Genomic DNA, 22,467 nt, shown 5'->3' with positions numbered 1-22,467 from the left:
TGGGAAACGGGGGCGGATCTGGCACCCTTAAGGGACTATGGCGCACCTGCTGGACACCTCGACCCTTACCGCACCCCTCCCTCCCGTGGTCCTCGAGGTCGGCGAACTCTTCGATGCCGCGGGCCATGAGCTCTCCCTGGTCGGCGGACCGGTGCGTGACCTGTTCCTCGGCAGGGTATCTCCGGACCTGGACTTCACCACGAGTGCCGACCCCGACCAGACGCTCGCCGTGATCAAGCGCTGGGCGGACGCCTACTGGGAGATCGGGCGCGCTTTCGGCACCATCGGGCTGCGCAAGGACGGCTTCCAGATCGAGATCACGACGTACCGCGCCGAGGCCTACGACCCCGCCTCCAGGAATCCGACGGTCGCCTTCGGGACGAGCCTCGAGGATGACCTCCTGCGGCGTGACTTCACCATCAACGCGATGGCCCTGAGGCTGCCGTCCCTCGAACTCGTCGATCCGTTCGGCGGAGTCCGGGACCTGCATGCGGGCCTGCTGCGCACGCCCGGCACGCCGTCGTCGTCCTTCTCCGACGACCCGCTGCGCATGATGCGCGCCGCGCGCTTCGTGTCCCAGCTGGGCGTGACCGTCGCCCCCGAGGTGTCGGAGGCAATGGCGTCCATGGCCGAGAGGATCTCGATCATCTCGGCCGAACGCATCCGCGACGAGCTGACCAAACTCATCCGGGGTGCGGCGCCCGATGCCGGTATCGACCTGATGGTGGACAGCGGGCTCGCCGACCACGTGCTGCCGGAGGTCGCAGCGCTGCGCCTCGAGACGGACGAACACCACCGGCACAAGGACGTCTACCAGCACTCGCTGACCGTCCTGCGGCAGGCCTGTGCCCTCGAGACGGACGATGACGGTCCCGTGCCGGCGCCCGACGTCGTCCTCCGGTTCGCTGCGCTCCTGCACGACATCGGCAAACCCGCGACACGGAAGTTCGAACCCGGAGGCGCGGTGAGCTTCCGCCACCACGACGCCGTCGGCGCGAAGCTCGTGACCAGGAGGCTGCGGGCCCTGAGGTTCGACAACGACACCATCAAGTCCATCGCGCGGCTCGTGGAACTGCACATGCGTTTCTACGGGTACGGCGAAGCGGGCTGGAGCGACTCGGCGGTGCGGCGGTACGTGAACGACGCCGGGCCCCTGCTGGAGCGGCTGCACCGCCTCACCCGCTCCGACGTCACCACGCGGAACCGGCGCAAGGCCGAGCGCCTCGCCTTCGCCTACGACGACCTCGAGGAGAGAATCGCCGCGCTCGCCGAGCAGGAGGAGCTGGCGTCCATCCGGCCCGACCTCGACGGGGAGCAGATCATGGCGCTCCTCGGCATCCGGCCCGGCCCCGTGGTAGGACGCGCCTACCGGTTCCTTTTGGAGGAGCGGATGGACCACGGCCCGCACGAGCCCGCCGACGCCGAGACCAAGCTCCGCCACTGGTGGAGCGAGCAGCCCGAATCGCAGGAGAACCCATGAAGCCCATGACAGGCGCAGCAGCACCGGACCTCACCCCGGCCGGGACGCCGCTGCCCAGGTTGTGGCTCCTGCGGCACGGCGAGACGGAATGGTCCCGCGACGGGCGCTACACGGGCCTGACCGACCTCCCGCTCACGCCCCACGGCGAGAAGCAGGTGCAGGCCGCCCGCGAGCACCTCGAGGGCATCGACTTCGACCTCGTGATGACGTCACCCCTGCAGCGGGCTGTCCGCACGGCCGAACTGGCGGGATTTCCCGACGCAGAAGTATTACCGCACGCGTATGAATGGGACTACGGCGACAACGAGGGCCTGAACAGTGCCACGGTCCGCAAGGAGAACCCGGGGTACCTGATCTGGAACGACGGCGCCCCCAACGGGGAGACGCTGGACCAGGTCTCCGAGCGGGCGGACCGCATCATCGCCCGCGTGCAGGCAGGCTGCGGCACCCCCGCCGACCGTGATCCGGACGCCAGGCCCATCGAGAACGCCCTGCTCGTGGCACACGGCCATTTCCTGCGGATCGTCGCCGCCCGATGGCTGCAGTTCGGCGGTATCGAGGGCCGGCACTTCGTCCTCGGCACGGCCGCGGTCTGCGCGCTCGGCTGGGACAAGCGCACACCCGCCCTCGTGCGCTGGAACCTCTAGCCGGGCCGGGGGCCACAGCCGGAATGAGGCACGCGAACAGGGCGTTATACGGTCGTAAGGGCTGGACCGGCCCTTCCCTGGAACCGGTCGGAAGGGAGCTGGTGTGTCCGCCGTTGGGCGTGTAGCCATGCTGTCCCTGCACACCTCCCCGCTCGAGCAGCCCGGGAGGGGTGACGCCGGCGGCATGAACGTCTACGTCCGGAGCACCGCGCTCGAGCTGGCCGGCGTCGGCATCGAGGTCGAGATCTTCACGCGGGAGTCCGGCGAAGGCAGGCCTCCCCGGGAGGTACTCGGTGACGGCGTCGTGGTGCATCATCTCGACGCCGGTCCGCCCCGTCCCCTCCCGAAGGAAGCCCTCCCCGGGCTGGCCGGGACCTTCGCCGATGCGATCACCGACGTCGCGGACCTGCTCGCGGACGGCCACTTCGACGTCCTGCACTCCCACTACTGGGTCTCCGGCATCGTCGGTCTGACCCTCAGCAGGGAGATGAACCTGCCCCTCGTCCACTCCATGCACACCATGGCCAAGGTCAAGAACCTGCGCATGAAGGCTCTCGCCGCGCCGGAACCGGCCGACCGGATCGCCGGCGAACAGGACATCGTCGACGGTGCGGCCCGTGTCATCGCCAACACGCGCACCGAGGCCGCCGAGCTCGTCACCCTGTACGGAGCATCCCGCGACCGGGTCGACGTGGTGGCCCCCGGGGTGGACCTATTGACCTTCCACCCGGGCGACCGCGGTGCAGCCCGTGCCGCCCTCGCCTTCTCCCCGGACCAGTTCCACGTGGTGTTCGCCGGCAGGATCCAGAAACTGAAAGGACCCCAGGTACTGGTCGCGGCGGCCGCCGAACTCCGCCGCCGTCGCCCGGACATCCCACTCGCCGTGAGCATCCTCGGTTCAGGGAGTGGTTCGGAGGCGCTCGCACTCCAGCCCCTCATCGACCACTTCGGCCTCACGGACGAGGTCCGCCTCTACCCACCCGTCACGGCGGCACACCTCGCCCAGTGGTTCCGGTCGGCAGACGCCGTGGTCATGCCGTCCTACAGCGAGTCCTTCGGGCTCGTGGCACTCGAGGCGCAGGCGTGCGGGACGCCGGTCGTCGCAGCCAACGTCGGCGGCCTCCCGCAGGCCGTGAGCGACGGGCGGAGCGGGATGCTGGTGAACGGGCACACCGGTGCCGCCTGGGCTGACGCCCTCGAGCGCCTGTACGACGACGCACAGCTGCGGGAGACACTCGGCCGCGGGGCCGCCGTCCACGCGCTCGCATTCGGCTGGCAGCGCACGGCGCTGCTGACGGCGCAGAGCTACCGCACCGCCGTCGAGCGTTTTCCCGCAGCCACGGCGCACTGAAGCGGGCTGCGCGCGCCGCCTAGGATGGAAGCGTGAATCCCACCGAGCTCGCCGAATACCTCGACTCCGTTCGCATCACCGGCCGCGTGGCCACGCCCCGGCAGGACAACCTCAGACACATGCGCCTCTTCCTCGAGGGCGATGAGAACCTCGAATTCGGCGTCACGCGCACGCGCGAGTGGACGTTCGACGACGTCTTCGACCTCATGCACCAGCGCACCGGGACGAGTGCCGACCGTAGCCACACGCAGGGCCAGGACACGATCGACGCCGGGAAGTGCGTCGCGGCACTCGATCGCTTCGCGGACCGGCTGGGCGCCTCGGCTCTCCGCGGCGAACGGATCCTCTTCGCGACGGGTCACCCCGCCGGCCTCCTCCCCGTCCACGCGGCCTTCGCGCGGTCCGCAGCGGCCGCGGGCGCGACCGTGGTGCAGGTGCCCGAGGGGCGGCGCTTCGGAGCCGGTGACATCCGCCAGATCTTCGGCGTGCTCGTCTGGCACCAGCACGGCGGGCTCATGCACACGCACCTGCCCGAACCGATGCGGCTCAGCCTCGACACGCTCGACCGTGAGGGGCGCGCCCTGCCGGATCTCGTCGTGGCGGATCACGGCTGGGCGGGGCAGGCCGCGAGCTCCGGTTTCCCGACCATCGGCTTCGCCGACTGCAACGATCCCGGGCTGTTCGTCTCCGAAGCGCAGGGACAGGTCGAGGTCGCCGTTCCCCTGGACGACAACGTCTGTCCCGGGCTGTACGGACCGCTCATCGACTACGTCCTGGAGCGGGCCGGCCTGCCCCCGGTCGAGGCCCCGGCCGCTGACAGGTCCGCGTCATGAGCGACCTGGATATCGCACGCGCCGCGGCCATCCGGCCCATCGAGGACATCGCCGACGCCGCAGGTATTCCCCGGGAGGCGCTCGAACCCTACGGCCGCTTCAAGGCGAAGATCGATCCCCGCCTCCTGCCCGACGGCGGAACGCCGGGGAAGGTGGTCCTGGTCAGCGCCATGAGCCCCACCCCTGCCGGAGAGGGGAAATCGACCTGCACGGTGGGGCTCGCCGACTCCCTCGCCCGCGCGGGGCAGCGGGTGATGATCGCGCTCCGCGAGCCGTCCCTCGGCCCGGTGCTCGGCATGAAGGGCGGTGCGACGGGTGGCGGGTACTCGCAGGTGCTGCCCATGGACGAGATCAACCTGCACTTCACCGGCGACTTCCACGCGATCACGTCGGCCAACAACGCGCTCGCCGCATTGATCGACAACCACATCCACCAGGGCAACGAGCTCGGCATCGATCCGCGGCGCATCACCCTTAAGCGGGTCCTCGACGTCAATGACAGGGCCCTCCGCGAGGTGATCATCGGCCTCGGCGGCCCGGCCCAGGGAACCCCGAGGCAGGACGGATTCGACATCACGGTGGCCTCCGAGATCATGGCCGTCTTCTGCCTGGCCCGGGACCTCGACGACCTGAAGGAACGCCTCGGGGACATCACCTTCGGCTACACGTACGACCGCACACCCCTCACCGTCCGCGAGCTGCGGGTCGAGGGAGCGCTGGCCCTGCTGCTCAGGGACGCCATCAAGCCGAACCTGGTGCAGACCATCGCGGGCACGCCGGCGCTCGTCCACGGCGGGCCCTTCGCCAATATCGCCCACGGCTGCAACTCCGTGATCGCGACCCGGACCGCCCGGCGCCTGGCGGACATCGTGGTGACCGAGGCGGGCTTCGGGGCGGACCTCGGCGCGGAGAAGTTCCTGGACATCAAGGCGCGGGCCGCGGGCCTCGCGCCCGACGCCGTCGTCATCGTCGCCACGATCCGCGCCCTCAAGATGCACGGTGGCGTCGCAAAGGCCGACCTCGCGGCCCCCGCCCTGGACGCCCTGCGGGACGGAACGGCCAACCTCCTGCGGCACGTCCGCAACATCGAGAAGTTCGGCATCACGCCGGTCGTCGCCATCAACAGGTTCCGCACGGATTCGCAGGAGGAACTCTACTGGCTACTGGGATGGTGCGCCGCCGAGGGCATCGAGGCAGCCGTTGCCGATGTCTGGGGCCAGGGCGGTGGGGGACCGGGCGGCGACGACCTCGCGGCGAAGGTGCTCGCGGCCCTGGACCGACCAGTCAGCTTCTCGCCCCTCTACTCCCTCGACCTCCCGATCGAGGACAAGATCCGCACCATCGTGCAGGAGATCTACGGGGCCGATGGCGTCGACTTCTCGGTCCGCGCGCTGCGGCGGCTGAAGGAGATCGACGCCAACGGGTGGTCCGGACTGCCCGTGTGCATGGCCAAGACCCAGTATTCCTTCTCCGACGACCCGACCCTGCTCGGTGCTCCGAAGGGTTTCACCGTCCACGTCCGCGACCTCATCCCGAAGACGGGAGCCGGCTTCATCGTCGCACTCACCGGTTCGGTCATGACGATGCCGGGACTGCCGCGGGAGCCCGCCGCCCTGCGGATGGACGTGGACAGCGACGGGAACGCCGTCGGGCTGTTCTAGGCCCGTTCCCGGACGGGCCTTCAGGAAGGCCCTCCAGGAAGGCGCGGGTCGGGCAGACGCGAAAGGGGCCGGACGGCACTGCCGTCCGGCCCCTCGCGATGACGCCTAGCTGTCGAGGTCGCCGCGGATGAAGGCTTCGACCTTCTCGTAGGCGATGTCGTCGGCGTACTGCTCCGGCGGGGACTTCATGAAGTAGCTGGAGGCGGAGAGGATGGGGCCGCCGATACCGCGGTCGAGGGCGATCTTCGCGGCGCGGATGGCATCGATGATCACGCCTGCGGAGTTCGGTGAGTCCCAGACCTCGAGCTTGTACTCGAGGGAGACGGGGGCGTCGCCGAAGTTGCGGCCCTCGAGGCGCACGAACGCCCACTTGCGGTCGTCGAGCCAGGCCACGTAGTCGGAGGGGCCGATGTGCACGTCGTCGGCGTGCAGGTCGGCCTTCACGTTGGAGGTGACGGCCTGGGTCTTGGAGATCTTCTTGGACTCCAGGCGGTCGCGCTCGAGCATGTTCTTGAAGTCCATGTTGCCCCCGACGTTCAGCTGGTACGTCCGGTCGAGCGTGACTCCGCGATCCTCGAACAGCTTGGCCATGACGCGGTGCGTGATCGTTGCACCGATTTGGCTCTTGATGTCGTCGCCGACGATGGGGACACCGGCCTCGGTGAACTTGTCCGCCCACTCCTTGGTGCCGGCGATGAAGACCGGGAGCGCGTTGACGAAGGCGACGCCGGCGTCGATGGCGCACTGGGCGTAGTACTTCGCGGCGTGCTCGGAGCCCACGGGCAGGTAGCAGACCAGGACGTCGGCCTTGGTGTCCTTGAGCTGGCCGACGATGTCGACGGGCTCCTCGTCGGACTCCACGATGGTCTCGCGGTAGTACTTGCCCAGGCCGTCGAGGGTGTGGCCGCGCTGGACGATGACGCCGGTGGGCGGCACGTCGGCGATCTTGATGGTGTTGTTCTCGCTGGCTCCGATGGCCTCGGCGAGGTCGTGACCGACCTTCTTGCCGTCGACGTCGAATGCGGCCACGAACTGCACGTCGCCCACGTGGTACTTGCCGAACTCGACGTGCATCAGGCCGGGGACGGTGCCGGACGGGTCGGCATCCCGGTAGTAGTGCACGCCCTGCACCAGCGATGCGGCGCAGTTGCCGACTCCAATAATTGCCACGCGAATGGGGTTCTGTCCCACAGTTCTCCTCGAAAGCCAGTTGGATGTGCCCGGCCGTCGTCGCCCGGGCGCAGTCGGCAGGAAATGCCAGTCTACGTTCAGTTTCCAACGCTCATGGATGCGGTGCCATTCCATGCCCGTGCGCTCTCCGTGGTCAAGCGGGTGGGCGTCCGGGGCCGGTGACGGTATCAACGGTGCCATCCCCGGCTAGGCTCGGGGAATGACGTCGGGTACGGGGACACGCGGACCGTACCGGATCAGCATCCCGAGCCGCTCGGACCCCGTCCTCCGGTTCGGAACAGAGCGGGTCGGAGGACCGGTGGGCCGGCACGCGGATCCCGGACGGATCGCCCCACGATGGTTCACCGTGGAGAGGGTGCTGATCCTCCTCACGGTATGCGCCGCCGTCCTGGCCGTCCTCCTCAAGAATCCCTGCCGGGTGGAGGGATGGTCCTCTCCCGACTACTTCTACCGTGCGTGCTACTCCGACTGGGCGGAGCTCTACCAGAGCCGCGGACTCGGCGAGGGGGTCCTGCCCTTCATCACGCCCGGAGTGCTCTTCGAATATCCCGTGCTGCTCGGACTGCTGGCCTCCGCCACGGCAGTCCTCGTGGACCTCACCGCCGGCAGCGCACCTGCCGACACCAAGGCTCTCCTGTACTTCGACGTGAATGCAGTGCTGATCGCCGGAGTCTGGGTCCTGACGGTGCTGGCCACGCTCCGGCTCGCGAGCCGCCGTCCCTGGGATGCCGCCATCGTGGCGACGGCCCCGGTCATCATCCTGTCCGGCACCATCAACTGGGACCTGTGGGCGGTGCTGTTCGCGACGTCGGGGATGCTGGCCTTCGCCCGGAACCGGCCGGTCCTCGCAGGGGTCCTGTGGGGACTCGGCACGGCCGTGAAGCTCTACCCCGTCCTGCTGCTCGGTGTGGTCCTGGTCCTGGCCCTCCGGACAGGCCGGTTCCGGCCCTTCCTCCTTGCGCTGGCGGGCACCGCGGGAGCCTGGCTCGTGGTGGATCTCCCCTTTATGCTCCGAGATATGGCGGGTTGGACATACTTCCTCACCTTCTCTGAGTCGCGCGACGCAGGCTTCTCGTCGGGGTGGTACGTCTACAACGCCGTCGCCCGCCAGCTCGGCGCCGCGACACTTCCTCCCATGGTCATCACTGTGGCTGCCACAGCCCTCTTCGCGCTCTCCTGCGTCGGCGTCGCAGCCCTCACCCTGCTGGCCGGGCGGCGTCCCCGCTTCGCGCAGATCGCGCTGCTGGTCGTGGGCGCCTTCGTCCTCTGCAACAAGGTCTACTCGCCCCAGTACGCGCTCTGGCTCGTACCGCTGGTTGCGCTCGCCATCCCGCGATGGCGCATGGTGCTCATCTGGCAGCTCGTCGAAGCTCTTCACTGGGTGGCCATCTGGCTGTACCTCGGAGGCCGGACGAGTGGCGGCGCGGCCGAGCACAACCTTGGCCTCGGCCCCTATGCGTGGGCTGTTCTCGCTCATATTCTTGTTACTGCATACGTTATGGCCGCCGTCGTGGGGGAGATCCTTGCACCACAGCACGATGTGGTGCGGCGTATCGGCATCGACGATCCCCAAGGCGGCCCGTTCGACAGGGCGCCCGATCGGCATCCTCTGCGGGCAGGCAGCCGACGGACTGTCCTTCCACGTGGGCTTCCAGCCCGGTCTGCTCCGATAGGCTGGCAGGACCGCGGGGATACCGCCCCCGTTCCGGCAGCCCAGGGCTCCGGAGCGGAGCACAACGGGCCGGTACGCGACGGTTCATCGACCCGACCAGTGGAAGACCATCAGTGAGCGCAGCACCCCTGACCTACAGCAGGCTGGACAAGAGCGGTTTCGACGCCCTTGCCGACGGGCACCCCGATGTGGTGATTCCCCTCGAGCAGACGCCCTCCTGGGTCGAGTTCGAGCAGGCCCTCGGGCGCAGGCCCCTCGGTATCTGGTCGTATACGGATGCCGCCGGTCGGCTGGTCGCGACCGCCAGCTACGTCCACGTGGTGCGGCGCTTCCGGGAGTCAGTAGTGGTGGTGAACGGGCCCGTCTGGTTCGCCGAACGGACACCCGCGGCCGAGCGCGCGCTCATGGAAACCGTACGCCACCAGTTCCGGGAGGGCCACTCGGTCGATCCGCTCTACGTCCGTATGCAGGTGGCCACCCTCCAGGCTCCCGCGACCGGTCCGATCGAGCATGGCTGGTACGAGCGGGAGATCGTGGTCGATCTGACCCCGACCGAGGCGGAGCTGCTCAAGAGCTTCCGGCCGAACGCGCGCAACAGTATTCGCCGCGCGCAGCGCAACGGTGTCGAGATCAGACACATTCCGCGAACGGAATGGAAGAATGTCTTCGCGACCGAGTTGTTCCCGATCATGCAGGAGACAGCCGAGCGCGACGGTTTTCAGTCCTTCGACTCGTCCTACTACGAGACACTGTTGACGGTGCTGGGCGACCACCTCCGGCTCCTGGTCGCCTACCGCGACGGGGTGCCGCTGAGCTGGCTGATCACCACGGAGTACCGCGGCTACTCCGTGTACTACTTCGCGGGCAGCACGCACGAGGCGCGCAGCACCTTCGCTCCGTACCTGCTCCTGTGGGAGGCGTTCAGGGTGCTCAAGGCTGCCGGCAACACGGCGTGCGGCCTGACGGGCATCGTGAGCGAGAACTATCCGGGCCTCGCGAACGTCACGACCTTCAAGAAGAACTTCTCGAAGAACGTCGTCGTGGTGCCCACCACCTACGACATCCCGCTGCGCCCTGTCCGGTATGCCGCCGTCGCGTCGCTGCTCACGGCGCGCCGCACAGCGCCATCGGCAGCGCGTGCCGCCCTGCGTCGCGCTGCCGTCCCGGGGCGCAGGAGCAGGCGGGAACCCGACAGCACCCCGGAGACCTGACGCCGGGCGGGTGCCGCCCGGCAGGAGAGGAAGCCATGCCAGATGTCGAAGTCGTCGGAGCCGGTCCGAACGGACTCGCGGCCGCCGTCGTCATGGCCCGTGCGGGCCTCTCCGTGCGCGTCCACGAGGCAGCATCCACGGTCGGGGGCGGATCCCGCTCCCTCGAACTCATGGAGAAGGGCCACCTCCACGACTTCTGCTCCGCGGTCCACCCGATGGCCCTCGCCTCGCCGTTCTTCCGCGCCTTCGAACTGAGCCGCCGCATCGGCTTCGCGGTCCCCGAGGTGTCCTTCGCGCATCCGCTGGACGGCGGCAGGGCGGGTGTGGCCTACCGCAGCATGGAGAAGACGGTGGCCGCACTCGGGGTCGACGGCGAGGCGTACCGCAGGCTGCTGCAGCCGCTCAGCGACCGCGAGCAGGCGATCCTCGCGTTCACGCTGAACTCGGTGCTGCGATTCCCGAAGAAGCCGGAGGCCGCCCTGCGCTTCGCCCTCGCGGTCCTCGACCAGGGACTGCCTCTGTGGAACCGCCGCTTCCGGACGGACGAGGCGCGTGCCCTCACCACGGGGGTCATGGCACACCCGGTGGGGACCCTGCCGTCGCTCGCCGGGGCGGGAGCCGGCCTGACCCTGAACCTCCTCGCGCACACCGTCGGGTGGCCCATTCCCGTCGGGGGATCCCAATCGATCGCGGACGCCCTGGCCCTCGACCTCCGTCAGCACGGTGGTGAGGTGGTGACCGACAGCCGGATCGAAACCCTGGCCGAGGTCTCCGATGCGCGGGTGGTGCTCCTCGACGTCGCACCCAAGACGTTCCGCGCCATGTCGAGGGGTCGGCTGCCGGCAGCCTACGAGCTGGCGCTCTCCGCCTTCACCTACGGGAACGCCTCCTGCAAGGTGGACTTCATCCTCTCCGCGCCCGTGCCGTGGACGCACCCCGAACTGCACAGGGCGGGCACCGCCCATCTGGGCGGGACGCGGGAGGAGATCGCCGCGGGCGAGAAGCAGGTGAACCAGGGCAGGCACCCTGACAGCCCGTACGTGCTGGTGTCGCAGCCGTCGTCGTTCGATCCGACCCGCGCGCCGGAGGGGCGGCACACTCTCTGGACCTACTGCCACGTACCGCGCGGCTCGACGCGGGACATGGCCGAGGCGGTGACGGCCCAGATCGAGCGGTTCGCTCCCGGCTTCCGCGACGTCGTGGTCCGGCACCACACGACGACGGCGAGCGAGCTCGAGGTGTACAACGCGAACTACGTGGGCGGCGACTTCAGCAGCGGAGCCGTGAACATGCGCCAGATCATTGCCCGCCCCGTACCGTCCCTGCAGCCGTGGACGACGCCGATCAAGGGTGTCTACCTCTGCTCCCAGTCGACGCCGCCTGGCCCGGGCGTGCACGGCATGGCCGGGCTGAACGCGGCCAGGCTAGCGCTGAAGCGGGAATTCGGCCTGCCCGTGCCAGCCCTCGGGCTCTGAGCAGGCATACCGCGAAAGCACCCCGCCGGTGTTCTGCCAGGGCCTGCTGCGCAGGGGTGCCGACCCGGGGCAGGGCACCAGCAATGCTTTTTGCAACCCTGTCGTGACATACGTCATGGGATACTGACTACATCTGCGGGTGACTGTAGTACTATCCGCCGCCCTTTGAATGTCGGTGCATGTTCCGGGTGCACATCCTCTATCTACGGGCCCCGTCGTGCGGGTCCTCCTCCCCGATGACAGAGAGGTCATCATGCGTACACCTACCCGGGTCCTGACCCCCTTGATTCTCCTGCTGGCGCTGCTGCTTCCCGCCGGCGGAGCGACGGCTGCCCCCACGGAGTCCATCCGCGTCGAGGGTTTCCTCTTTGCGATCAATGGTTGCAACGGGGAGAGCGTCCCGATGGAAGGAACCACCCACATCGTCAGCAAACGTCAGAAGGGCGTACTGGTCGAGCACGTCACCATTCATGGCCAAGGCGTCGGTGACCGAGGCAATGAGTATGTCCTGAACCACTCATTCACGTTTCGGGAGACGGTCGACGGCTCCTCATCCGACGATCGGATCCAGCTGATCAGCAAGGGATCCGCGCCGAACCAGGTGCTGTTGACCCACTTCGACCCGGACACGGGATTCACTGTCGACACCGATTGCAGGGGCTGACGGTCTTCCGCAGGGAATGACGCCGCCTCAGCCCTTCGGCTGCAGGACGCGCCGGGCGGCCTCGACGGCCGAGGCACGGTGCGCGGACAGCGGCGTGTCCGCCGCGTTCTCGTGCGCGACCAGGGGTGCCTGGACCCATGCCTGCGCGATGCTGAAGAGGATCGGTAGGAGTTCCTCCGGCGCCCACGACCGGTCGACGTGGCCCAGGTCCTGCGCCTTCCGGAGGGCGTCCAGCTTGACGTCGGGCCTGGCTCCCATGCCGGGCAGGTCGTAGTCGACACCCTCGAGCCGGGCCCACGTGAGCATCCGAAGGATGTCGGGGTGCTCGTGCGTGTGGTCGAAGAGGCGGCCCACGAAGGCCGGTACGTCGACGGGATCGAGGGCCACCGCGGCGTGGAACTCGGCCGCGTTCACGTCGAGCACGGCCTGGAACAGGGCGGCCTTGTCGGTGAAGTGCGCGTAGAGGCGCTCCTTGCTGGCCCTGGCCGCCTTCGCTATCCGGTCGATGCGCGCTCCGGCGAGCCCGTAGGTGGCGAACTCGCCCCGGGCGGCCAGGAGGATGCGGGAGCGTACGTCCGTCGTCGAGGGCATTCCACGAGTATACCCAAACGAACTAGTTCGTTTGACTTTGCCCTCCAGGCGGCCCTACCCTCGGAACGACGTACTTTCTGAGGAGCACCATGACCACCCACCCTTCGGGTCCTTCCGCCGCGCCTATCGTGGACGACACCCCGGCGAAGGCCCCCGCGAACCGCTGGCTCGTGCTGGCCATCGTCGCGCTGGCACAGCTCACCGTCGTGCTCGACGGGACCATCGTGAACATCGCCCTTCCCCAGGCCCAGGCCGAGCTCGGCATGTCCGACAGTGACCGGAGCTGGGTCGTCACGCTCTACGCCCTGACGTTCGGTGCGCTCCTCCTCCTCGGTGGGCGCATCGCCGACTTCTGGGGCCGGAAGCGCTCCTTCCTCGTCGGCATGGGCGGCTTCGCCCTCGCGTCGGGCATCGGCGGCCTCGCGGCGTCGGGGGAGGTGCTCCTGCTGGCCCGCGGACTCCAGGGCGTGTTCGCCGCACTGCTGGCGCCGGCCGCGCTCGCCATCCTCTCCGTGACCTTCCCCGGCGGCAAGGACCGCGTGCGGGCCTTCGCGGTGTACGGCACGATCGCCGGCGGCGGTGCGGCCATCGGCCTCCTGCTGGGGGGCGTCCTGACCGAGTACTTCAGCTGGCACTGGTGCCTCCTCGTGAACGTGCCCATCGCCGTCGTCGCGATCGCCGTCGGGCTCCCCGTGCTCCGCGAGAGCCGTGCCGAGGGAAACACGCGCTACGACATCCCCGGCGCCCTGCTCGTGAGTCTCGGCCTCGCCTCCGTGGTGTACGGGTTCTCGCGTGCCGAAGCCGGCTGGGGACGGGCCGACACCCTGGGCTTCCTGGCCCTCGGCGTCGTGCTGCTGGTCCTGTTCCTCCTCGTCGAGGCGCGCTCGGCGCACCCCCTGCTGCCGCTGCGCATCATCACCGACCGCGTGCGGGCAGGTGCATACCTCACCTCCATCGCGGTGGGTGCCGCACTGCTCGGCGCCCTGCTCTACCTGACGCTGTACTTCCAGATCGTCCTCGGCATGAGTCCGCTGGTCTCCGGTCTCGCGTCCCTGCCCATGACGGCGGCCATCATGGTGTCCGCCGGCGTCGTCACGCGCCTCCTCCCGACCGTGGGTCCGCGCATCCTCATGACGGTCGGTCCCCTGGTCGCCGCGGCGGGCCTGCTGCTGCTCAGCCGCATCACCGGCGGTTCCTACGCCCTCGAGGTGCTGCCCGCGCAGATCCTGCTGGGCATGGGTCTTGCGTTCATCTTCGTGCCGCTGCAGAACGTCGCGCTTCTCGGCATCGCCCCCCGCGATTCCGGTGTTGCCAGCGCTGCCGTCTCCGCGACCCAGCAGATCGGCGGATCCATCGGGACGGCGGTCTTCACCGCACTCTATGCCGCAGCCTCGGCAACGGGGACGCCCGAGGGCGCGGCAGGCGGACTGCAGTCCCTGGTGGACGGGTATTCTGTGGTGTTCGTGGCCGCCGCGGCGGCCCTCGCACTCGCATCACCGGTCTCGTGGTTCCTGGTCGATGTGGCGAGGGACGAATTCACGACGACGGACGAGGCGGTCCACCTGGGCTAGGAAACCGCCCGGAGTGATTGTCCTGCCACGCAGTCACGTCGAGTGCGCTGCCGTGGCATGTCCTTCCTCGGCGTGTGCCCACGCCGAGCCATGGTGGCGGCGCGGCGGGCGGTACGCCTCGGCAGAAAATCGGGAGAACGGCCGCGACGCTCCCGGGTGGTTGCTCCATCATCTGGCAATGTGGGAGCCATGACATCCGACCCCGATTCGCGTGTTGCACTCGTCATCGAAGATGACGCCGATGTGCGGCAGTTGCTGGTCATGACACTGGGCATGAACGGCTTCACCACCCTCGAGGCCGAGAACGGACGGCAGGGGGTCGCACTCGTGCGCGAACGCCAGCCGGACCTCGTGACCCTCGATCTCAACCTCCCGGACATCGACGGCGTGGAGGTGTGCCGTCAGATCCGGCCGCTGACCGATGCCTACGTCATCATGATCACGGCCCGGCAGGACGAGATCGACCGGCTGATCGGCCTCGAGATCGGCGCGGACGACTTCGTGGTCAAGCCCTTCAGCCCGCGCGAGGTCGGCGCGCGTGTGAACGCGATGTTCCGCCGACCGCGGAGTACCGTCCGCAGCGTGTCGCAGCCCCTGCTGGTAGCCGGAGGTGAGGCGGTGGAAGCGCCGCAGGTGGCAACGACGGCGGTTGCAGCGCCGGAACAGGTGGAGGGGCTGCTGGTCCATGGGCCGATCAGCATCGATACCGAGGGCCGGATCGCGATGCTCGACGGCGTCGAGCTCCCGCTGACCCGCATCGAGTTCGACCTCCTGGCCACGCTCGTGTCCGGGCCGCGCCGGGTGTGGCAGCGGGAAACCCTGCTCGCCCGTATCTGGGGTGACGGCTGGGTCAACGACCAGCATCTCGTCGAGGTGCACATCCGGAACCTCCGGAAGAAGCTGAACGAGGACACGAAGGCGCCGCGGTTCATCCGCACGGTGCGCGGTGTCGGCTATCGGATGATGCCGCCCAGCGCGGACTGAAATTCAGTTCCGAGGCGCTGCAGCCGCAGGGCGAGCGCGGGGTGCGCCGAGGGCTCGTCGAGGAGTTCCAGGGCCGAGGATGAGGCCTCCACGAGCCGGAGTGCTCCCACCATCGAGGCGCTCGCCTTGAGGCTGAGGAGTGCGACGACGGCAGCATCGGCGTCGTGCGCGGCGAAGGCGGTCTCGACCGCGTGGATTCGCTGCGGAAGCATCTCTCCGAACAGCTCGGCGAACCGGACCGCGCACGCCTGGCTGGAGAGCTCCGTCCCCAGGCCGTCGAGGATCCGCGGGTCGAGCACGGGAAGCTGCACATCGGTCCTGTCGGTTGCGGTCCGGCCCGGCTGATGTACGCCCCTCCGGGATCCGGAGGGAACGGAGGGAAGGCCGATCGTCGTCACGCCTGCTCCTTGTGCTGCCGCTAGTTGCTGCTGATCCCGTCCCGTCCGGCGGAATGCCGCGGTGGAGGCTGCCGACCGGCTCCGGTGGACGGCCCGGAGCCGGCAGGAAGATCACGGAGTGCTTGCTCCTGACCTCCACTCTGTCCGACGCCGCTCAATGGTGCCGTAGCCGAAGGGCGAAAGAAAACCGAAGAAAGAGCGAAGGCTGCCCGGCCCACCCGGCATCGCGATGAGCGGACGCCGGTTCCTACGCAGCGGCTGCCCCGCGCGCCACATGGCTGGCGTCCCTGGTCGTGGTGCGGATGCGGTAGAGGCTGGAACTGGCTGCGATGTAGAGGGTGCGGCCGTCGTCGCCCCCGAAGCACAGGTTGCCGATCTTCTCCGGCACCGCGATCCGCAGTATCCGCTCACCGGAGGGCGCGAAGACCTGGACGGCATCCTGGCTCGAGCTCCACACGTTGCCGTGCTCGTCGACGCGGATCCCGTCCGGCAACCCGGGCGAGACCTCGGTGAAGACCCTGCCGTTCTTCGCGTGCCGGCCTCCATGGACGTCGTAGGCGTGGATCGCGTGCCCCCCCGGCCGGTCCGGGTCCACCTCGCCGCGCGGTGGGGAGGCTGATGAGTCCGTGACGTAGAGAATGCTTTCATCCGGGGAGAACGCGAGCCCGTTGGGGACTTCGACATCTGTCACGGCGGGCACGATCGAGCCGTTGCTCGGGTCGAAACGGAACACGTACCGGTCCCCGTATTCCTCCTCGCCGGTGTGCCCCTCTTCGGGTCGCATGATCCCGTAGGACGGGTCGCTGAACCAGATGGTGCCGTCGGACTTCACGACGACGTCGTTCGGTGAGTTCAGCCGTACATCGCCGAACCGGTCGACCAGCGTGTGCGGCACCGGGCCCTCGCCCGGCCGTACGGCGGTGTCGCGCTGGAGGGCGCGGCGGCCGTGGGAGCACTCGACGACGTTCCCGTCGAGGTCGAGGGTGCGTCCGTTGGTGAACTCCGCATCGTCGTCGAAGACCGTCAGGTCATCCGTTTCCTCACTGAATTCCAGGATCCGGTTGGTGTGGATGTCGCTGAAGCGGACGCAGCGGCGCTGAGGCAGCCACACCGGTCCTTCCGCCCAGACGGCGCCGGTGGCGACCCGCTGGAGCGCAGAGCCCTGCTCGAGAAGAGGTGATGAAGTAGTCATGGGAAGACCCTAGGCGAGCATCTCCCGGACCATCGGGATGACCTTTGTGCCGTAGAGCTCGATGCTGTGCATGAGCTTCTCGTGCGGCAGGGGGCCGGCGCTGTACTTCATGTCGAAGCGGTCGATCCCGAGGGTCTGCGCCGTCGCCGCGATCTTCCGTGCGACCGTCTCCGGGGATCCGACGTACAGGGAGCCGAAGTCCGCCTCCTGGTCGAACTCCGCGCGCGTCGTCGGGCCCCAGCCGCGCTCGCGGCCGATACGGTCGCGCATGATCCGGTTGTCCGGCCACAGTTCCTCGCGGGCCTGCTCGTCCGAGTCGGCGATGTAGCCGGGAGAGTGGACGCCGATGGGCAGCGTGGGCCGGCCCAGCTGCGTCAGCGCCCGGTGGTACAGGTCCACGTAGGGGGCGAAGCGCGCAGGGTCGCCGCCGATGATCGCGAGCATGAGGGGCATGCCGTAGCGGGCGGCCCGCACCACGGATTCGGGGCTGCCGCCGACGCCGATCCAGGTCTTCAGGCGGCCGCCCTCGGTCTTGGGGTACACCTCGTGGTTGTCCAGGCCGGGGCGGGTGGTGCCGGACCAGGTGACCGGGCCCTCCTTGATCAGCTCCGAGAAGAGGTCGAGCTTCTCCTCGAAGAGGCGCTCGTAGTCGGAGAGGTCGTAGCCGAAGAGCGGGAAGGATTCCGTGAAGGATCCACGGCCCAGGATGACCTCGGCGCGGCCGTTGGAGGCGGCGTCGAGCGTGGCGAACCGCTGGTACACGCGCACCGGGTCGTCCGAACTGAGGACCGTCACGGCCGAGCCGAGGCGGATGCGCTTCGTCTGCCCCGCGATGGCGGCGAGGACGGTCTCGGGTGCTGAGACGGCGAAATCGTCCCGGTGGTGCTCACCGACCCCGATGAAGTCGACGCCGACCTCGTCGGCGAGGACGGCCTCGGCGATCACATTGCGGATGACCTGCGGGTAGGGGACGGGGTTGCCGTCCTGCCCGCGCGTGACATCACCGAAGGTGTCGAGTCCGAGTTCCAGTTCGCGTGCCATGGTGTCGCTCCCGTGCTTGGTGTTCCGGCCCGCGTCGGGCCTGCTAGGAGAACCGGTCCACAGTCGGGGTTATTCCATGCAAAGCTATCTAGTTGGCATTCGGTGCCGGCACCCCTCACCTCTGGCGGCCATCCTGTTGCCGGACCTCCGCCGCGCGGTCGGCGCGATCGATGCTGGCGGGGTCCGCGAGGTCGACGCCGGCACGAGCGGCGGCGGCCCGCGCCGCAGGGCTTCCGAGGTCCGGAAGCACGAACTCTTCCGGCGTGATCGCGGCGTCCCGCGCCGCGTTCGCTTCCTGCTGCCGGGTGAGTTGCGGGGCCGAGAGCTCGGCCGACTGCAGCGTCTGCTCCGTGATGCCGACGGGCACCCCGGCCAGTGCTGCGCCGAGCAGCGGCACGTACCCGGAGCTGTGGCCCGCCCGGTTGGGATGGTAGGAGTCCGACAAGGGACTCGAGAGTCCGTTGACCCACTCCACGTCGTCGCACACGGCGTGACCGGCGAAGGTCGCCGTGGGGTCGCGAAAGGCGAATCCGGCGTCCGCCGCCGCTGCCGCCGTCGCTCTGTTGAGCAGATCCGCGGTGGCGTTCAGGCGCGCCTGTTCCGCAGGCGAGAACCAGGTGGCCGCGTTGCAGTCCTCGCCGTTGAAGAGCCGCGGGTAGCCCGCGATCGTCACGGAAGCCCGCGGGGCGCGGGCGCGGATCTCGTCGTACAGGGAGGCTAAGCTGCCGGGCAGCTGCAGGGCGACGACGGCCTGAGCGCGGTCGACGGCGGCGTTGCAGTTGCTCATCCAGGCCGGCTTCGCGCACTCGTTCAGGACGGCGACGAACGACGCATCGTTCCCGCCGGCGCTCAGCGAGACGTACGACGTCGTGGGCGACAGGGCATCGAGCTGGGTCGCGGCGACGTCGGCCACCGATGCCCCGGAACAGGCGCGCAGAACAAGCGTGTAACCTCGCGCGCTGGCGATGAGGGACGGGTAGGCGTACACGGATCGCTGGCATTCCGTGCCGTCAGCGAGATAGGCGCGCGTCCCGGTGCCGGACGCGTAGGAGTCTCCGAGGGCGACGTAGACGATGCCCGGGCTCACGGGTGCCCCTGGAACGGACGCCGCCATGGCCACGACGAGGGCGACGACGACCAGGCGGAGACGGCGGATCGGCATGAGTACTCCAGGACGGGGGCGGGGCAGGACCGGTCAGCCAACGTTAACCCTGCCGGGCAGCCGCGGTTTCCGCCGCCCCGGAGCACTGTGCAGGCGGGCCCCTCACCTCGTCCGGTCTTTGCCTCCGATCCGCCCGGCGCGGTAAGCTGTGTGGCGGCTCACAGGCCGCACATCCCAACTGAATATGCCACTGATCTGCAGCGGGAGAGTCCTGCCGTCGACACAAAACCGGCAGGCGCCGTAGGAGCAAATCCTCCCCAGGAATCTCTCAGGCCCAGTACCGCTGCGGATAGGCAACTCTGGAAAGCAGCATCGGGCACGCCCGGCGCTCACCGACGGTGCAAGCAGGCGCGGAGCCCTGCGGAAACTCTCAGGTCCCACACAGAGCGGGGAGGAACCCGACCAGGCATGCGCCACCGCGCTTCCTTCTGACGTACGGAGTTCCCCATGACCGCCTCGCTCGACTCCCGACCCGGCACCGCACAGGGTGCCGCATCCGGCGCCGCAACCACCTTCGCCGACCGCCACATCGGCCCGCGCAGCCCCGACGCCGCCCGCATGCTCGAGGTCCTCGGCTACCCGAGCCTGGAGAAGCTCGTGGACATGGCGGTTCCCGCCAGCATCCGCCTCGACCGGGCGCTGAACCTGCCGGCGGCCCTCAGCGAGACCGAGGTACTGGCGCAGCTCCGGCGCATCGCGGGCCGCAACCGGACCGCCGTCCAGATGATCGGCCAGGGCTACTTCGACACCGTCACGCCCCCGGTGATCCGCCGCAACGTGCTGGAGTCGCCCGCCTGGTACACGGCCTACACGCCCTACCAGCCGGAGATCTCCCAGGGCCGGCTCGAGGCCCTCCTGAACTTCCAGACGATGGTGCAGGACCTCACGGCCCTCGACATCGCGAACGCCTCGCTGCTCGACGAAGCCTCCGCCGTCGCCGAGGCCGTCCTCCTCATGCGCCGCTCCGGCAAGAACAAGGGCCGGACGGTCATCGACGCCGACGCCCTCCCGCAGACCGTCGCCGTCGTGCGCGGCCGGGCGGAGGCGCTCGGGTTCGACGTCGAGATCGCCGATCTCTCGGCCGGCCTGCCCGACGGCGACATCAACGGTGTCGTCCTGCAGCAGCCCGGCGCGTCGGGCGCGCTGCGCAACCACGCAGCCGTCATCAGCGCGGCCAAGGAGCGCGGTGCACTCGTCACGGTCGCCGCCGATCTCCTGTCCCTGACGCTCATCACGGCTCCGGGCGAGCAGGGCGCGGACATCGCCGTCGGTTCCGCCCAGCGTTTCGGCGTGCCCCTCTTCTTCGGTGGCCCCCACGCTGCGTACATGGCGGTGCGCAAGGGCCTCGAGCGCATGCTGCCGGGCCGCCTCGTGGGCGTCTCGAAGGATGCCGACGGCGCCCCCGCCTACCGCCTGGCCCTTCAGACCCGCGAGCAGCACATCCGGCGCGAGAAGGCCACGAGCAACATCTGCACCGCGCAGGCGCTGCTGGCGATCGTCGCTTCCATGTACGCCGTGTACCACGGCCCCGAGGGGCTGACGGCGATCGCGCGCACCACCCACCAGCGCTCGGTCGACCTGGCCACTGCCCTCGAAGGGTCCGACGCCGCCGTCGTGCACGACGCGTTCTTCGACACCCTCCTGGTCCGCGTGCCCGGCAAGGCCGCCGAGTACGCCGACAAGGCCGAGGCGCAGGGCTACAACCTCCGACGTGTCGACGCCGACCACCTCGGCATCTCCTGCGACGAGACGACGACTCCCGAGCACATCGCCGCCGTCGCGGCGGTCTTCGGCGGCACGACCGAAGGATCGGCGGCCGTCCGGGACAGGATCCCCGCGGACCTGCACCGGACCTCCGATTTCCTGACGCACCCGGTCTTCTCGCTGCACCGCTCGGAGACAGCGATGCTCCGTTACCTGCGCAGGCTCTCGGACAAGGACCTGGCCCTGGATCGGACCATGATCCCGCTGGGCTCCTGCACCATGAAGCTCAACGCGACCGTCGAGATGGAATCGATCTCCTGGCCGGAGTTCGCCTCGATCCACCCCTTCGCTCCCGAGCACCAGACCGAGGGCTGGCGTGAGCTGATCACGGACCTCGAGGAGCGCCTCGCCGAGATCACCGGCTACGACCGTGTATCCCTGCAGCCCAACGCCGGTTCGCAGGGCGAACTGGCGGGCCTGCTCGCCATCCGTGGCTACCACCGCTCACGGGGTGACGAGAACCGCACCGTCTGCCTCATCCCGTCCTCCGCGCACGGCACGAACGCCGCCTCCGCGGTCCTCGCCGGGATGAAGGTCGTGGTGGTCGGTACCGCCGCGAACGGCAACATCGACCACGACGACCTGCTCGCCAAGATCGAGCAGCACGCGGAGAACCTCTCCGCCATCATGATCACCTACCCCTCGACGCACGGCGTGTTCGAGGAGGACGTCCGCTGGGTCTGCGAGAAAGTGCACGGCGCCGGCGGCCAGGTCTACATCGACGGCGCCAACCTCAACGCCCTCGTGGGCCTCGCGCAGCCCGGTGAGTTCGGCGGCGACGTATCCCACCTGAACCTGCACAAGACCTTCTGCATCCCGCACGGCGGCGGCGGACCCGGCGTCGGTCCCGTGGCCGTGGCCGCGCACCTCGCCCCGTTCCTGCCCGGCGACGCCAACCGGGACATCGCGACCGACGGCGGACCGGATGCCGCGGGCGGCACCCCCGTCTCGGGGTCCATGTACGGTTCGGCGGGTGTCCTGCCGATCTCCTGGGCCTACATCGCGCTCATGGGCTCGGAAGGGCTCACCAGCGCGACGGCGCATGCGCTGCTCGCCGCCAATTACGTCGCCGCACGCCTGACGGAGCACTTCCCCGTGCTCTACACGGGCGTGCAGGGTCTCGTGGCGCACGAGTGCATCCTGGACCTCCGCCCGCTGACGGCCGCCACCGGCGTCACCGCAGAGGACGTCGCCAAGCGCCTCATCGACTACGGCTTCCACGCCCCCACGCTGTCCTTCCCCGTGGCGGGCACGCTGATGGTCGAGCCCACGGAGTCCGAGGATCTCGCCGAACTGGACCGCTTCATCTCGGCGATGATCGCGATCAAGGGCGAGATCGACCGCGTGGCGGCCGGTGAGTTCAGCATCGAGGAGAGCCCTCTGCGCCAGGCCCCCCACACCGCGCAGGTTCTCGTCAAGGACGAGTGGACGCAGGCCTATCCCCGCGAGCTCGCGGCCTATCCGCTCCGCTCGCTGCGGCACGACAAGTACTTCCCGCCGGTGCGCAGGATCGACGGCGCCCACGGCGACCGCAACCTGATCTGCTCCTGCCCGCCCATCGAAGCCTTCGAAGACTAGG

General features: G+C 69.1%; 18 protein-coding genes and 1 riboswitch. Of the genes, 12 read left to right on the top strand and 6 right to left on the bottom strand.

From position 1 onward, the window contains the following. The first annotated feature begins 37 nt into the window (after window positions 1-37). The 5 genes from ACX80H_RS09975 (at window position 38) to ACX80H_RS09955 (ending at window position 5,972) form a co-directional block, all read left to right on the top strand. Window positions 38-1,480 carry a CCA tRNA nucleotidyltransferase gene (locus ACX80H_RS09975; RefSeq protein ID WP_459312991.1) on the top strand — a complete coding sequence of 481 codons (1,443 nt, stop codon included), beginning with the start codon at window positions 38-40 and terminating at the stop codon, window positions 1,478-1,480. Continuing rightward, entirely contained in the window at window positions 1,477-2,127 is a 651-nt protein-coding gene (locus ACX80H_RS09970; RefSeq protein WP_459312989.1) for a histidine phosphatase family protein, read from the top strand. The genes ACX80H_RS09975 and ACX80H_RS09970 overlap by 4 nt, the downstream gene beginning before the upstream one ends. Before the next feature lie 103 nt (window positions 2,128-2,230). Then, window positions 2,231-3,478, top strand: coding sequence for a D-inositol-3-phosphate glycosyltransferase (gene mshA / locus ACX80H_RS09965; RefSeq protein ID WP_459312987.1), 1,248 nt, complete (start codon window positions 2,231-2,233; stop codon window positions 3,476-3,478). Between the two features lie 32 nt (window positions 3,479-3,510). Continuing rightward, window positions 3,511-4,311: a phosphatase gene (locus tag ACX80H_RS09960; RefSeq protein WP_459312985.1), complete on the top strand. Its 801-nt coding sequence runs from the start codon at window positions 3,511-3,513 to the stop codon at window positions 4,309-4,311. Further along, window positions 4,308-5,972 carry a formate--tetrahydrofolate ligase gene (locus ACX80H_RS09955; RefSeq protein ID WP_459312983.1) on the top strand — a complete coding sequence of 555 codons (1,665 nt, stop codon included), beginning with the start codon at window positions 4,308-4,310 and terminating at the stop codon, window positions 5,970-5,972. Before ACX80H_RS09960 ends, ACX80H_RS09955 begins: the two co-directional genes overlap by 4 nt. Before the next feature lie 105 nt (window positions 5,973-6,077). Here the strand turns inward: ACX80H_RS09955 and ACX80H_RS09950 are convergent, their stop codons facing one another. Further along, window positions 6,078-7,163, bottom strand: coding sequence for an inositol-3-phosphate synthase (locus tag ACX80H_RS09950; RefSeq protein ID WP_459312981.1), 1,086 nt, complete (start codon window positions 7,161-7,163; stop codon window positions 6,078-6,080). A 199-nt stretch (window positions 7,164-7,362) separates the two neighbouring features. On the opposite strand from ACX80H_RS09950, the gene ACX80H_RS09945 reads away from it, so the two are divergent. The 4 genes from ACX80H_RS09945 to ACX80H_RS09930 all read left to right on the top strand — a co-directional run bounded on the left by ACX80H_RS09945 (window position 7,363) and on the right by ACX80H_RS09930 (window position 12,185). Further along, window positions 7,363-8,952: a glycosyltransferase family 87 protein gene (locus ACX80H_RS09945; protein ID WP_459312979.1), complete on the top strand. Its 1,590-nt coding sequence runs from the start codon at window positions 7,363-7,365 to the stop codon at window positions 8,950-8,952. Then, window positions 8,949-10,046 (top strand): lipid II:glycine glycyltransferase FemX, encoded by a 1,098-nt coding sequence (locus ACX80H_RS09940; protein ID WP_459312977.1) that lies wholly within the window; start codon window positions 8,949-8,951, stop codon window positions 10,044-10,046. Before ACX80H_RS09945 ends, ACX80H_RS09940 begins: the two co-directional genes overlap by 4 nt. Window positions 10,047-10,081: 35 nt before the next feature. Beyond that, window positions 10,082-11,521, top strand: coding sequence for a phytoene desaturase family protein (locus ACX80H_RS09935; RefSeq protein ID WP_459312975.1), 1,440 nt, complete (start codon window positions 10,082-10,084; stop codon window positions 11,519-11,521). Window positions 11,522-11,774: 253 nt separating this feature from the next. Continuing rightward, window positions 11,775-12,185, top strand: a complete 411-nt coding sequence (locus ACX80H_RS09930) for a hypothetical protein (protein WP_459312974.1) — start codon at window positions 11,775-11,777, stop codon at window positions 12,183-12,185. 27 nt (window positions 12,186-12,212) lie between these two features. Here ACX80H_RS09930 and ACX80H_RS09925 read toward each other — a convergent pair whose 3' ends face one another. Beyond that, window positions 12,213-12,776, bottom strand: coding sequence for a TetR/AcrR family transcriptional regulator (locus tag ACX80H_RS09925; protein WP_459312972.1), 564 nt, complete (start codon window positions 12,774-12,776; stop codon window positions 12,213-12,215). A gap of 89 nt (window positions 12,777-12,865) precedes the next feature. On the opposite strand from ACX80H_RS09925, the gene ACX80H_RS09920 reads away from it, so the two are divergent. Together ACX80H_RS09920 and ACX80H_RS09915 are read left to right on the top strand one after the other, a co-directional pair. Continuing rightward, window positions 12,866-14,347: an MFS transporter gene (locus tag ACX80H_RS09920; RefSeq protein WP_459312970.1), complete on the top strand. Its 1,482-nt coding sequence runs from the start codon at window positions 12,866-12,868 to the stop codon at window positions 14,345-14,347. 189 nt (window positions 14,348-14,536) lie between these two features. Beyond that, on the top strand, window positions 14,537-15,331 hold the full coding sequence (locus tag ACX80H_RS09915; protein ID WP_459312968.1) for a response regulator transcription factor: 795 nt from the start codon (window positions 14,537-14,539) through the stop codon (window positions 15,329-15,331). Here ACX80H_RS09915 and ACX80H_RS09910 read toward each other — a convergent pair. The 4 genes from ACX80H_RS09910 to ACX80H_RS09895 form a co-directional block, all read right to left on the bottom strand. Further along, complete coding sequence (locus ACX80H_RS09910; protein ID WP_459312966.1) at window positions 15,301-15,729, bottom strand: hypothetical protein; 429 nt, start codon at window positions 15,727-15,729, stop codon at window positions 15,301-15,303. The genes ACX80H_RS09915 and ACX80H_RS09910 overlap by 31 nt on opposite strands. Before the next feature lie 247 nt (window positions 15,730-15,976). Next, a complete protein-coding gene (locus tag ACX80H_RS09905; RefSeq protein ID WP_459312962.1) occupies window positions 15,977-16,921 on the bottom strand; it encodes an SMP-30/gluconolactonase/LRE family protein in 945 nt (314 codons plus the stop codon). 9 nt (window positions 16,922-16,930) lie between these two features. Further along, a complete protein-coding gene (locus ACX80H_RS09900) occupies window positions 16,931-17,962 on the bottom strand; it encodes an LLM class flavin-dependent oxidoreductase (protein ID WP_459312960.1) in 1,032 nt (343 codons plus the stop codon). Between the two features lie 115 nt (window positions 17,963-18,077). Continuing rightward, window positions 18,078-19,124, bottom strand: coding sequence for an SGNH/GDSL hydrolase family protein (locus ACX80H_RS09895; RefSeq protein WP_459312959.1), 1,047 nt, complete (start codon window positions 19,122-19,124; stop codon window positions 18,078-18,080). A gap of 191 nt (window positions 19,125-19,315) precedes the next feature. Then, window positions 19,316-19,417, top strand: a riboswitch (glycine riboswitch). Between the two features lie 154 nt (window positions 19,418-19,571). Here ACX80H_RS09895 and gcvP point away from each other — a divergent pair. Further along, complete coding sequence (gene gcvP / locus ACX80H_RS09890) at window positions 19,572-22,466, top strand: aminomethyl-transferring glycine dehydrogenase (RefSeq protein ID WP_459312957.1); 2,895 nt, start codon at window positions 19,572-19,574, stop codon at window positions 22,464-22,466. Window position 22,467: the final 1 nt, after the last annotated feature.

The organism is Arthrobacter pasteuri (genome assembly GCF_054510955.1).
Note: the sequence above shows the minus strand (reverse complement) of the source record. Positions and strands in the feature narration are given on the sequence as shown.